Genomic DNA, 14,009 nt, shown 5'->3' with positions numbered 1-14,009 from the left:
CTCTCTTTTTTACAAATTCATGTCATAATTATTAATTTTAACTATCTTCTTTTTCTAATTGCAAATATTATTAAAGCTATTATTAAAATAGTTCCAATACCTATAAAAGGTCTTCTTATGAACATAAAACTAAACATATTTCCAAACATATTAAGTATATTATTTAACATAAGCATATCAAAAAAGCTAAACCCTCCTGAATTGCTACTTCTATAGCTCTTATTTGAGCTACTACTGGATTTATCATTATTTTCATACTTATTATTTCCTTGAGAACTTTCTTCCGAATTATTAGGGGCTTTGCTATTAAACTTATCTGTAGTTGAATAATTATTATTTCCCTGTGTACTACCTTTATTTGAGTTACTAGAATCTTTTCCACTTTCTACTTTATCAGAACTTGAATTGCTTCCTGATGAAGAGTTATTGAACTTATCCGTAGTGGAATAATTACTATTCCCTTGGCTTTTTTTCTTTTCACTAGATGAATTACTAGGCTTAGAATACTTTTTACTAGAATTATAAGAACTACTCTTACTTGAACTTCTAGAAGAACTTCCTGAACTCCTTGAACTACTTCTAGAGCCTCCACCTGATGATCTTCCACCTTTAGCAATAGTATTTTCTATACCAAAAGTTTCAGCCTTAACTTTTTTAATTGGAGAAATATTAAAACATCCAACTAAAAAGAAAAAAGCTATAAAAAATAGGACTAACTGACCAAACCTCTTATGTTTTTTCACCCTCTTCCCCTCCTTAAATGTATTATATATCATCATTATAAATTAATTATTAAATTTTGTATATTTTAATAGATGAAATTCATAATTATTTGATAATATATGATATCATAAATATATATATTATTTATATGGTGAAGGAGTATAGCAAATGAATGCAAAGGAATTTTTAGATAAAGAAAAAAATACTTATGGCAATCTTTACAGTCAGCTAATCTTTGTTTTAGATGATATTGAAGATTTAAGCGAAGATTCTACATTAAAAGAAAGAGCATACTACAAAAACATTAAAATATTAAAAAAATATAATGATTTACTAGATAAGTTATCTAGAGAACTTCCAGAAAAAAAATCTTTCCTGTCATTTTTAAATAAGTCTAAAGAAAATGAAATTATAAAAGAATGTGAAGATTTCAAAAAAACTTATAAAGATTCTCTTGATAAAATATTTGTATGTTCTGAATGCATGTGTGTAAAATGCATAAGAGAATGTGGCTTTAACCCATGTTTATCATGTAACAAAACTGGAAAAGTTAATTATTGTGATAAAGAAAATACTAATCTTATAGTATTTAAAAACTTTATAAAACAACAATACAATAATGAAACTAATGAAAATGAACCTCTTGAAATTCTTTGTGAAGTGGAAATGTTAGATATGGACAAGCGTTTTAGAATAATTAAAGAAGTTTTAAGTGGTGAACAATTTGTACTTGAGTATGTATACAATATAAAAGATGGAGATTTATATAATTCAATTGATGATGTAGATCTATTTAATGAAATAATAGATATTTATGAAAGTAATAAGATATAAATAAAAATAAATTATTTAAACACTTAATAAGGGCGTGTATCAAAATAACTTCTTATAAAACTTACAAATAGCAAGAGAATATCTAGATCATCTTTAGAATTTAAATAATTCTTAGAGAAATCTGGGAATTCTCAGACTATCTTTGCAAGTTTTGTTTATATATTTTGATACAGCCCTTAAAATCTTATTTTATATATCTACTTTTTATTTAATATTATCTTATTTCTACAAGTCTTATATCTAATTTAATTAAATAATAAATCTAATATTTTTTCACCAGCTTTTCTATTCTCTCCTTTATAAGGAAAACAATGAATATGTATTGCTGGATTAAAATTCAATTCTATTATGCCATGATTTTTTTCTTGTGCCTCTTCCTCTATATTATCTATTACCATATCTACTCCGCATATAAGTGCTTTAACAGCCTTAGCAGACTTTAATGCCACCTCTTTATAACTAGGATGTATTTTGTCAGTAAAGTCTATACTATCTCCTCCTGTACTTATATTAGAGTTTTCCCTTAAATAAATTTTTTCTCCATTTTTAGGGATATACTTAAAGCTTAGTCCTTGATTTTTCAAAAACATTTCTTCTATCTCTCCTAATTTTATTTTTTCTAAAGGAGTCTTATATCCCTTTCCTCTTAATGGATCTTTATTCTTTTCAAAAACAAGCTCTTCTATGGTACTTTCTCCATTCCCAATTACATTGGCAGGTTCTCTATGAAGTATTCCTACTACCTCTTCCCCTATTACAAGAAATCTATATTCCTTTCCTGTCATAAACTCTTCTATAAGGATTGAACTATCCTCTCTAAAAGCTATTTCAACAGCTTTATCATAGTCTTCCCTTGAATATTCTCCAGGAAATATACTAATTCCTAAACCAAAATTGGTAGACTTAGGTTTTATAACTATTTTCTCATCCTTAAATAATCTAAAATCTTTCTTTGCCTCATCTATATTGTCATAATCTTTACCTTTAGGAACCCTTATATTATTTTCTCTTAAAATATCCTTAGTAACTAACTTATTTTCCATTATTAAGGCAGTTATATATGAATCCTTAGAAGTTTTTGTTGCTTGCTTAACATATTCAACCTTTTCTCCATCACTAAGAGAAATAAAGTTCTCTAATCTATCCATCATATTGAACTCTATTCCTCTTTTAATAGCATCCAATATTAATATTTGTGTTGATAATTCTAAATCTTCATAACCAACTAAATTAAATTCTTTATTTTTAAAGTTATTTAAGTACTCCTTAGCTAATCTCATGTGGAAATTAATATATCCCTCTTCTTTTATATCCTTAATAAGTTTCTCTGAAATTGTATCATGAGGATTATTAATTTTTTCTAATGCTCTTTTGATAACATTTTTAAATTCCTCATTATTTGAAAATAAGCTCTCTACAATTTCACCCATTTCACTTAATATTTCTCTTCCTTTGTCTTTTAATAAAACAGGAACTCCATTTTCATATATAATAGCCTCTTCATTTCTACCCTTTAAAGCAACCATATCATGATTTTTGAAAAATTCTTCTTGATCTTTATATGTTATTTCCTTGTTCTCTTTTAATAAAGTATAAATCATAAATAAATGTACTAGATAAAGTGTTTCTTTACTTACTCCTTGAATACTTAATGGATCTAAATCTAAAAGTCTTACTTCTAAGTAATCAATTCCCTTGTGAAGTAAACTTTCAAGCATATCTGAGCTTCCTAATGATTTTAACCTTATAGGATTATAGTATTCTTTTATATTTTGTATTTCCTTATCATTAACTAGATTCTTTATGTCACTAGCATATTCTTCTATACTGTTATATGAAATATAATAATCCTTTTTATTTTTATATCCATAAGAACTATTTCTTAAAGAAGTATCATCTTTTATGTAATAAGAATCCTCTCCTAGTTTTTTGCCATCTTTTTTAATCTCATCTATATAGCTTTCATGGAAAACAGGACTTGCTCCAGTTAAATATATTAATAACCAATGATATTTTTGAAAGTTTCTAGCCATTCTAAGGTAGATATCATCTTTAAATTCTCTAAAACCCTTTTCCACTTTAAGCTCTTTATAAAGTAACTTAATAAATTCCTCTTTAAATGAAAAATTATAATGTATTCCACTTATAACTTGTTTCTTTTTGCCGTACTTATCACTAAGATTTTCTCTATATAATTCATCTGCCCTATTAGAAAGCTTAGCAATTGGAATCTCCTCTTCCCTTGGTAATATAGGGGGATTACTCTGTGGCCATAAAAATTCTCCATTTTTCATAATCTCTAAAGATACAACCTTATTTAAATTACATATAAAACTATAAACTTCCTCTAAAGTATTACAGACAGGTGTTACCATTTCTAACTGACTCTCAGAAAAATCTGTTTTTATATATGGATTCTTTTCTCTATCTCCAAAGGCCTTTGGATGAGGTGTTAAAGCTAAGTTTCCGCTTTCTGTAACCCTAACATTTTCTTTTTCCAAACCAAAATTAGCCTTTATAAAGTAATCTTCTAAACTTTCATCTTTTATAATTTTTAATAAACCTTTATCTAAATTCACCATTTCTCTCCTCCTGGAATTCTCTTATCTATACTAACCAGTTCTATTTAACCATTTATAATAAAACATCTACTTATGTATTATTTATGAACTAACCTATTTTTTCTTCAAAATTATATTAATCAATAAAAATAATATAACATTTATGAATCACCTTAATTCTTATAGGAATTCTAGGCTTTATTATAAATATATAAGAAATTCCTTATATAGTCAAAGGGGTTATTATATATATTTCTTTCATTTTTTAAAAATTACTTTCTTTTTCTTCATATTTCTAAACACTTGAAAAATCTCTATTAGTTAATACGTTTTATTTTTATAATTAAAAATCCTTTATTTCTTATAGTAACCTTTTCTTTAATTTTTATTTTATAAATAAAAAAACACCATAGCTTTTTTAACCATAGTGCCTTTTAGAACATTTTTCTTTAAATTCCTTAAAACTATTAAACAACTTATATAATATTGGGTTTCTTTCATTCATTTCAAATTCAAAGCTAGTTTTTGCTAAACTTATTATAGGACTCATAAGATTCATAGTATCCTCATAACCTTGCTGTGCTCTTAATCTTTTTGCATCTATATCTAAATTTAACGTTCCATTTATCATGCTATCATCTAAACTCTTAGGTACTATTTCTATTATCTGAGCATTTGGATAAAGGCTTCTATCTACAGTTCCCTCTTTAGATAAATGTACTACAATAATTAAATCACAGCCTTCTCCATAAACAGGTTGAATTGGTGTATTATCAACCATTCCTCCATCTAAATACTTTTTACCATCTACCTCTGAGCTATCATATATTAAAGGAAGTGATGCTGAGGCCATTATTATCTCTCTTCCTACCTCTTCATCATAATCATTAATTCTAAAATATTTAACCTTACAATCTGGTAATTCCGTACAGGCAGCATAACAAATTTTTCCTGATTCTTTAACCTTATTTATATCTATAAACTTATTTACAACTTCATAAGCTCCATCCTTAGGAAAATCTCCATTTTCTAACCTATCTGACATATGTTTTTTTACAAAGTTAATACTTTTTACTCCTAAAGCTAAAGCTACACCTTTTTTTAACAAATCCATTTTAGTCATAGGAACTAATTTTTCCATAGTAACTTCATCCCACAAGGCTTGAGCATTGTCCATATCCCCTTGAGCAAATAGGGCAGCATTAAATGCACCAATAGAAGTTCCTGATATAACTTCTATGTACTTGTCCAATTTCATTTCAACTAAAGCTTTCCAAACACCTAGTTCATATGCTCCTTTTCCTCCCCCACCTGATAAAACTAATCCAACTTTCATAATATTTCCTCCATTCATTATTAAATGAATCGTTTTATACCAATAAGATATCCATTATATTATATTATTTTACTACATTATGCAAAAAATTGATAATAAATTATATAAAAATAGACTATATGATAAAATCACATAGTCTATTTGTACTAATTATTATATTAAAAACTTAAGTAAAAATACTAATCCTAAAATAACAGTAGTTAAACTTATCTCTTTTCTTTTTCCAGAGAATAATTTTAATATTATGTATGATATAACTCCAAATACTATACCATCTGATATTGAGTAAGCAAATGGCATCATGATTATTGTTAAGAAAGCTGGTATAGCTTCTGTAAAATCATGTAAGTCTATTTCTTTTATTGGTTCTATCATAAATAATCCAACTAAAACTAAAGCTGATGCTGTAACCGCTGGAGTTATAACTGCAAATAATGGAGCGAAGAATAAAGCTAAGAAGAACATAAATGCAGTTGAAACTGCTGTTAATCCAGTTCTTCCTCCCTCTGCAACCCCTGAAGCACTCTCTACGAAAGTACTTACTGTACTTGTTCCTAAACAAGCTCCTAATGTTGTACCTACTGCATCAGAAAATAAAGCTTTCTTTATGTTAGGTACTTTTCCATCCTTATCTAACATTTTAGCCTTAGTTGCAACTCCAACTAAAGTTCCTATTGTATCAAACATATCCATGAATAATAATGTAAATAATGCTATTACCATATCTAAAGAGAATATGTTGTGGAAATCGAACTTGAAGAAAGTAGGCGCTATTGAAGGTGGCATACTAATAATCTTGCTTGGTAATGGAGTTATTCCCATAGGTATTCCTATTATTGCTGTAATAATCATACCTATAAATAATGCTCCCTTAACATTTTTAGCTATTAAAACACTTGTTATTAAAAGTCCTATTATTGCTAAAAGTCCTGATCCTGAAACTATGTTTCCTAAAGAAACTATAGTTCCTCCATCTGTATGTACTACGATTCCTGCACCCTCTAATCCTATTAAGGCAATAAGTAATCCTATACCTACTGATATAGCATTCTTTATTCCCTTTGGTATTGAGTCTACTATTGCTTCACGTACGTTAAATATAGTTAAAAGTATAAATATTATTCCTTCTAATAAAACTGCAGTTAAAGCAAATTCAAATGAATATCCCATTTGGATAACTATTGTATAAGCAAAAAATGCATTTAATCCCATTCCTGGAGCTTGTGCAAATGGTAACTTAGCATAAAGTCCCATTATTAAAGTTGCTATTACTGCTGATAAAGCCGTTGCTGTAAATACAGCTCCTTGATCCATTCCTGCTGCTGATAATATTGATGGATTTACTATAAGTATATAAGCCATTGTCATAAAAGTAGTTAATCCAGCAATAAATTCTGTTTTTACATCAGTGTTATTTTCTTTAAGCCTAAAGAACTTTTCCATAATCTCACTCTTTCTTTCATTTGTTTTTCTAAATCACCTTTAATATATTATCAGATTTTTTATATTTATCAATACTTTTACGAATATTTTTGTCGAAAAAATGAAATTAATAAGTTTTTTTGTAATTATCATTTGTAAAATACGTATATTTAAGTAAATTAATTTCTCTATAATACGTATAAAAACATATTTTTATACTTTAAATCTATTCAATAGATACTTTTTTATTAAACATGCGAACTTTTTAATATTACATTCTACTTAATTCCACCAATGCACATCCTTCTATAGCACAAATACCATTCTTCCTACAAAAATTCAAAATCTCTTCACTTTCAGCACCTGGTTGAATTAAAACTTTATTTATTTCTAAAGCTTTAGCCTCTTTAATAAATTCTATTCCTTTAATAGGATTTATGCATAAATCTATAACCTCAATGTTATAAGGAACTTCTGATAAGCTTTTAAATATGTTTTCTCCTCCTTTTAAACTAACGCCAACTACATTATATCCCTTTTCATTAAGCTTATTTAATATTTTATATGCATACTTTTTCTCATTACCTACATCACCAACAACACACCAATTTTTAAAAGTTAAAAAATCTTTTGCTCCCATATTAATTCCTCCCGTTAAAATTTACTTAATCCTATTATGGCTAATTATTTTTAAAATATAAATGATACAAATCAATTTATATTATTTTTTTAATTTATATATATTAAAAATTCTTTTCCTTAAAGAGATACTACTTAAATATCTTTCAAAATAAAAAACCTACCTCTGGATATAATAAAATACTATCCAGAGATAAGTTTTTAAAATTTATTATCTCTTATCCTTTTGATATGGTTCTCCAGCAGCCTTAGGTGCTTGGGATGTTTTAGAGAATACTATTAACGCTATTAAAGTAACCACATATGGGAATACCTTAAGTATTACTGGAGGTATAGTTGAAAGTGATGGTATTATTTGAGATACGTTTGCTATAGTTGTGGCAAATCCAAAGAATAATGTTGCTCCTAATATTCCCCATGGCTTCCATTGACCAAATATTAAAGCAGCTAAAGCTAGGAATCCAAGTCCTGCAACGCTTCCAGTAAATTCTCCACCGTAAGTCACAAGTATTATAGCTCCACCAAGAGATGAAAATGCTCCTGATATCATAACTCCTATATATCTCATTTTATAAACATTTATACCTGCGGCATCAGCAGCTTGCGGATGTTCACCACAAGCTCTAAGCCTTAATCCAAAACTTGTCTTATATAATAAGAATGTACTTATAGCAAGTATTGCAATAACTAACCATGTAGTTGCATAAGTTTTTGAAAAGAATAAATCTCCTATTATTGGTATTGAAGATAATACTGGAATATCTTTTGGTATAAAACCTTGCATAATTCTTATATTACCACTACCTGTCATATTTCTAGCTAAGAATACAGTTAAAGCTCCAGCTATCATATTTATAGCCGTACCACTTATTACCTGATCTGCATTTAAATTTATACTTGCAAAAGCATGTAATAAAGAAAATAATATTCCTACTAAAACTGCAACTCCTAAACCAATCCATAAAGGAAGTGAGCTACCTGGCATAGCCTCTTGAAGCTTTGAAACTGTAAATGCTCCAGTAAAAGATCCTACAATCATAAGACCATCAAGTCCTATATTTACTACACCACTTCTTTCAGAAAATAAAGCACCTAATGCGGTTATTAAAAGAGGTATAGTAAAGGCTATAGCATACGGAAATATTTGTTGAATTGTTCCCCACATTACTTGCTCACCACCCTTTCTTTAGTTGTTTCCTGATTGGTATTTTTATTTAATTTATCTTTCTTTCTTTTTTGGAATTTATTAAACACTCTTTCCATTATTACACTGGTAGCTGCAAAGTATATTATTGTAGCCATTATAGTATCTGCTATTTCTGGCGGTATGCTTGTCATAGCGTTCATAAATCCTTTTCCAGTGTATAAGATACCAAAGAATAAAGCTGAGAATAAAACTCCTATAGGATTACTTGCACCAAGTAAAGCTACTGCTATGCCATCAAATCCTTGTGTTGGCATAACACCTATTTGTATGCTTGTAGCGTTTCCTGTATATTGAACAACACCTGCAAGTCCTGCTAAAGCACCAGCTATCATCATTGATAATACTATGTTTCTATTTACTGAAATACCTGAATATTCTGCAGCATCTCTATTAAATCCAACGGCCTTTAATTCATATCCTAAAACTGTTTTATTTAGTATAAACCAAATAGCAAATACAGAAACAATTGCTATTAATATTCCCATGTTTATAAATGATCCTTGGAAGAAATCTGTAAGTGCTTGTATTCTTAAAGTAGCTGTAGCTGGAAGTTGTGCTGATTCAGTTTCTAAGAATTCCCCCTTAAAATACATAGGAACCATATAATAAACTATCCAATAAGCTATCCAGTTCATCATTATAGTTGAAACAACTTCATGAACATTAAACTTAGCTTTTAAAGCGCCTGGGATAAATGCCCACAAAGCTCCTCCAAATATTCCAGCAATAATCATTAATGGAAGCAATATTGGAGTTGGTAATTTTACTGTTAATCCTACCGCTGTAGCAAAAAATCCTCCCATAAGCATTTGTCCTGGAGCCCCTATATTAAATAAGCCAGTTCTAAAAGCAAAAGCTAATGAAAGCCCTGTTAATATAAGAGGAGTAGCTGTAGCTAAAGTATTTCCTATTCTTTCTATGTTCATAAGTCCACCTTGGAATAAGAAAGAATAACCATCTATTGGATTATGACCCATAATAGCCATTAAAATAGCACCAGCTATAAGTCCCAATAAAATAGCCATTAAAGATATAATACACTGTTTAAACTTCATGCTTTTCTCCTCCTTTTATACCAGCCATCATAAGACCTACTTCATTTTCATTAGTTTCATCTGCATTTACAATGCCTATAAGTTCTCCGTTATTTATTATTGCAATCCTATCTGAAACATTTAATATTTCATCTAATTCAAGAGATATTAAAAGGACAGCCTTTCCACTATCTCTTTGTTCCACAAGTCTTTTATGAATATATTCTATAGAACCTACATCAAGTCCCCTTGTAGGCTGTGCTGCTATTAAAAGTTCTGGGTTTAATTCTATTTCACGTCCTATAATTGCTTTTTGCTGATTTCCCCCTGATAGAGATCTTGCTACAGACTCAGCACCTTCACCAGACCTTACATCAAATTCATCTATTATTTTTTCTGCATATTTTTTTATTTCTTTTTTGTTTAATAAACCTTTATTTGAAAATGGTTTCTTATCATATACTTCTAGAACCATATTCTCTTCAATTGTGTAATCTAAAACCAGCCCTCTTTTATGTCTATCTTCTGGAATATGTGCAATACCTGAATTTATTCTATTTCTTATAGATTCTCTAGTTATATCCTTATTTTTAAAGTTTATAGTTCCACTTTCACTTTTTCTAAGTCCTGTAATAGCCTCAATAAGTTCACTTTGACCATTACCTTCTACCCCTGCTATCCCTACTATTTCTCCTGCTCTAACATCAATAGAAAAATCCTTTAATCCTAATACTTTTTTATTATTCTTAACTGAAAGATTTTTTATATCTAATACTACCTCACCAGGCTTAGCTGGCTTTTTATTAACTTTAAATGATACTTCTCTTCCCACCATCATCTTAGCCATTTCAGCTTCACTAGTAATTTTTACATCTACAGTCCCAATATATCTACCTCTTCTTATAACTGTACATCTATCTGCAGCTGCCTTTATCTCCTTAAGTTTGTGAGTGATAATTATTATTGATTTTCCCTCATTTATAAGATTTTTCATTATTTTTATAAGTTCATCAATTTCCTGCGGAGTTAAAACTGCTGTAGGCTCGTCTAATATAAGAACATCAGCATCTCTATAAAGCATTTTTAATATTTCAACTCTTTGTTGCATACCAACAGATATATCTTCAATCTTCGCATAAGGATCAACATTTAATCCATATTGCTTTGATAATTCTTCAATTCTCTTCGCTGCTTTATTTAAGTCCATTCCTAATCCAAATAGAATTTTAGGCTCACATCCTAAAACTATATTTTGAGTTACGGTAAAATTTTCAACTAGTTTAAAATGCTGATGTACCATACCTATTCCAAGGTCATTGGCAACATTAGGGTTAGTAATTTTAACTTCTTTACCCTTAACTTTTATGATTCCTCTATCAGGTTGGTTCATTCCAAAAAGAATTCCCATTAAAGTAGATTTACCTGCTCCATTTTCTCCAAGCAAAGCATGTATTTCTCCTTTTCTTAGTTGCAAAGTTATGTTATCATTTGCTACTATACCAGGAAATTCTTTACGGATATTTAGCATTTCTACTACATATTCCATAAGTTCTCCTCCTTAATACTAAAAAATTCTATACCTCTAACAATTTTGATTTCTATATCATAAATTTATTTTTTCTATTATTAACTTAATATAAATAAAAGGAGAGGGAAGCCCCATCTCCTTAATAAAAACTTCCTTGAATTTTTAAATTACTTTATTAATTCTCCTTGCTCAGCAGAAACTGTTATTTCTCCATTTTTTAACTGTTCAAATACTTTATTTACTTCAGTTATTGTTTCTTCACTTAAGTTTGGATTCTTATCTGGTAAACCTACACCATCATTTGATGCATCATATGTTAAAGTTTGTCCTCCTGGGAAACTTCCATCTAATTCTTTCTTTATCATATCGTATGAAGCGTGATCTATTCTCTTAACAGCTGAAGTAAGTATTACAGATTTATCTCCTTCATATATACCATCATCATATTGGTCAACGTCAACACCAATTATCCAAGCTTCTTTTCCTGAAGCAGTTCTATTTTTTGCTTCTTGTATAGCTCCTACACCAACTCCACCAGCAGCGCAGAATATAGCTTTTACACCATTATCGTACATTTGAGCGGCTATTTGTCCACCAGCAGCTGAATCATCAAATGATCCTTGATATATAACATTTTTTTCTTGAAGAGACATCTTAGTACCTAATTTTTCATTAGCAAAAGCTACCCCTTGTTGGAATCCCCAGTTAAACTTTTGTACTGGTGGAATTTCCATACCACCTATAAATCCTAAGTCGCCTTCTTTAAGTTCTAAAGCTGTAGCAACTCCAGCCATAAATCCAGCTTGTTCTTCAGCAAAGAATATTGAAACTGTATTTTGTCCTACCTCTGGTTTTGCATCTTTTTCACCTGAATGAGGAGAACCATCTAATAAAACAAATTTAGCATCTTTATATTTTTCTTGTCCTTTATATATAGCTGTCTCAAACTTAAATCCTGGAGTTACTATAAATTTAAATCCTGCATCATAAAGATTTCCTATTTCTTTTAAATAATCAGCTTCTGTTGTACCATTTGGTTTTAAATACTTATTTTCTATTCCTAAATCACTCTTAGCCTTTTCAATTCCTGTCCAAGTTCCTTGGTTGAATGATTTATCATCTATAGTACCAGCATCAGTAACCATACCAACCTTCATTTTATTTTCCTTAGAACCACTATCACCTGTTGCTTGTCCACTATTTGAACCACCACATCCCGCAAGTAAAGTAGCTGTTGTAAGTACTGCTAACACAGCAGAAAGAAATTTCTTTTTCATTTAATAATCCTCCTTAATACCTATTAAAATAATTCTTATTTTAAAGCTTATGTACTAACCTTAAAGTTAAGTTAATAATAAAATGTAATAAGCTAATATTCATAAGCTATTTTAAACTTAACGTTCGAGTTTACAAGATTATATTAAACTGTGAAAGCGATGTCCTTCTATAACATTTTTTTTATTTTAATATTTTATTTTCATTTTTATAGTAATTAGACATAATTTATTATTCTATATAAAATTCAAACTTACATATTATGTATTTTAACCTTTTTTATCATTTTTTGTATATTTATTACATCAATATTTTCTTATGGTTTAACAATTTATATATAAGTTATTTCAACTTTATTAACACTTAAGAAAAACTCTCAGAAAGCGCTTTCATGAATTAAACATTATAACATTTCATAGAGTTAAACATTTTCATATATTAATGTATACTTTTAATTATTACTCTTTATTCCTAACAATTAAAAATTTATTTATTAAAATCATTACTTTAACATAAAAATATTATTAAAATAAAAATTATAAAAAAAGACCATAGCAAAATTGCTATGATCTAAATATAAATTTAACATCTATTAATAAAACTCATTATATCTCCAGTTCTTTCATTTCCTAATCCTATAAATAAATTTAACAAATCTGAATGTTGATATCCTTCTAATTTTAAAAATTCTCCATTTCCTTTAAATTTATTTATTTTTTCTACAAATCTTTTAGAATTTTCACAACCAACTATACAATCCTTAGCTCCATGGACACATAGCACTGGAATTTTAGGTAAATTTTCCGTTAGTAGATTTATTGGATTAACATCAAAAATCTGTTCTTTTCCATATAAATACCTTTTTATATACTTTTCATATTCTTTAGAATTACATTGACTAAAATCTAAGGTTCCTCCTAGTGTTATAAAAAAAGATATTATATTGCTGTCTATATTAAATTTTTCTTTCATGTCTTCGTTGTAAACTAAGTTTGCAGCTAAATCTGCTCCCGAAGAATATCCCATAACTACTATTCTATTAGGCTTATTATTTTCTACATAATGCTTAAATGCTGAAAATATATTTTCCATTTGAACTGGATATTTATGTTCTGGAGCTAGCTCATAGGATGGAATTACTACAGTAAAGCCATATTTATAGAAAAACTTACCTATAGCTGCACAGCCTTTAGGGCTTCCCTTCCATAAACCTCCACTATATATAAAGAATATGGTAGGCTTTCTTTTATCATAGCCTTTATATACCCTATAGTAATCTCTTTTATTATCACCATATCTAAACTCTTTATATTCTATATTTCTATCCTTTAAGAAATTGTAGTTAAAGAATTTAAAAAACAATTTTCTCTTTAATTTTTTCTCTTCTTTCTGACTCTCATACATTTATAATCTCCTTAAACTTTAAAATTACATTTAAATTTCTCACATA

Annotated in this window: 11 protein-coding genes; 1 reads left to right on the top strand and 10 read right to left on the bottom strand. The window is 28.5% G+C overall.

From position 1 onward, the window contains the following. Window positions 1–41: 41 nt before the first annotated feature. Entirely contained in the window at window positions 42–743 is a 702-nt protein-coding gene (locus tag ACYUCG_RS04620; protein ID WP_460268203.1) for a hypothetical protein, read from the bottom strand. Window positions 744–891: 148 nt separating this feature from the next. Between ACYUCG_RS04620 and ACYUCG_RS04615 the strand changes: the two genes are divergently transcribed. Then, a complete protein-coding gene (locus tag ACYUCG_RS04615; RefSeq protein ID WP_060796007.1) occupies window positions 892–1,557 on the top strand; it encodes a hypothetical protein in 666 nt (221 codons plus the stop codon). A 245-nt stretch (window positions 1,558–1,802) separates the two neighbouring features. Here ACYUCG_RS04615 and gshAB read toward each other — a convergent pair whose 3' ends face one another. The 9 genes from gshAB to ACYUCG_RS04570 form a co-directional block, all read right to left on the bottom strand. Next, window positions 1,803–4,139: a bifunctional glutamate--cysteine ligase GshA/glutathione synthetase GshB gene (gene gshAB, locus ACYUCG_RS04610; RefSeq protein WP_460268201.1), complete on the bottom strand. Its 2,337-nt coding sequence runs from the start codon at window positions 4,137–4,139 to the stop codon at window positions 1,803–1,805. Window positions 4,140–4,536: 397 nt separating this feature from the next. Next, window positions 4,537–5,454 (bottom strand): patatin-like phospholipase family protein, encoded by a 918-nt coding sequence (locus ACYUCG_RS04605; protein WP_060796009.1) that lies wholly within the window; start codon window positions 5,452–5,454, stop codon window positions 4,537–4,539. Window positions 5,455–5,607: 153 nt separating this feature from the next. Next, the gene (locus ACYUCG_RS04600) at window positions 5,608–6,897 is read right to left on the bottom strand and encodes an NCS2 family permease (protein ID WP_060796010.1); all 1,290 of its coding nucleotides are present in this window, start codon (window positions 6,895–6,897) and stop codon (window positions 5,608–5,610) included. Between the two features lie 250 nt (window positions 6,898–7,147). Then, window positions 7,148–7,516, bottom strand: coding sequence for a CoA-binding protein (locus ACYUCG_RS04595; RefSeq protein ID WP_139933630.1), 369 nt, complete (start codon window positions 7,514–7,516; stop codon window positions 7,148–7,150). A 210-nt stretch (window positions 7,517–7,726) separates the two neighbouring features. Further along, window positions 7,727–8,680 (bottom strand): ABC transporter permease, encoded by a 954-nt coding sequence (locus ACYUCG_RS04590; RefSeq protein WP_139933631.1) that lies wholly within the window; start codon window positions 8,678–8,680, stop codon window positions 7,727–7,729. Further along, window positions 8,680–9,777, bottom strand: a complete 1,098-nt coding sequence (locus tag ACYUCG_RS04585) for an ABC transporter permease (RefSeq protein ID WP_283677824.1) — start codon at window positions 9,775–9,777, stop codon at window positions 8,680–8,682. Before ACYUCG_RS04585 ends, ACYUCG_RS04590 begins: the two co-directional genes overlap by 1 nt. Beyond that, a complete protein-coding gene (locus ACYUCG_RS04580) occupies window positions 9,767–11,302 on the bottom strand; it encodes an ABC transporter ATP-binding protein (protein WP_415318852.1) in 1,536 nt (511 codons plus the stop codon). Before ACYUCG_RS04580 ends, ACYUCG_RS04585 begins: the two co-directional genes overlap by 11 nt. Before the next feature lie 149 nt (window positions 11,303–11,451). Next, window positions 11,452–12,561 carry a BMP family lipoprotein gene (locus ACYUCG_RS04575; protein WP_460268200.1) on the bottom strand — a complete coding sequence of 370 codons (1,110 nt, stop codon included), beginning with the start codon at window positions 12,559–12,561 and terminating at the stop codon, window positions 11,452–11,454. Between the two features lie 580 nt (window positions 12,562–13,141). After that, complete coding sequence (locus tag ACYUCG_RS04570; RefSeq protein WP_460268199.1) at window positions 13,142–13,963, bottom strand: alpha/beta hydrolase; 822 nt, start codon at window positions 13,961–13,963, stop codon at window positions 13,142–13,144. Between the last annotated feature and the right edge of the window lie 46 nt (window positions 13,964–14,009).

Source organism: Clostridium sp. CTA-17 (assembly GCF_054767895.1).
Note: the sequence above shows the minus strand (reverse complement) of the source record. Positions and strands in the feature narration are given on the sequence as shown.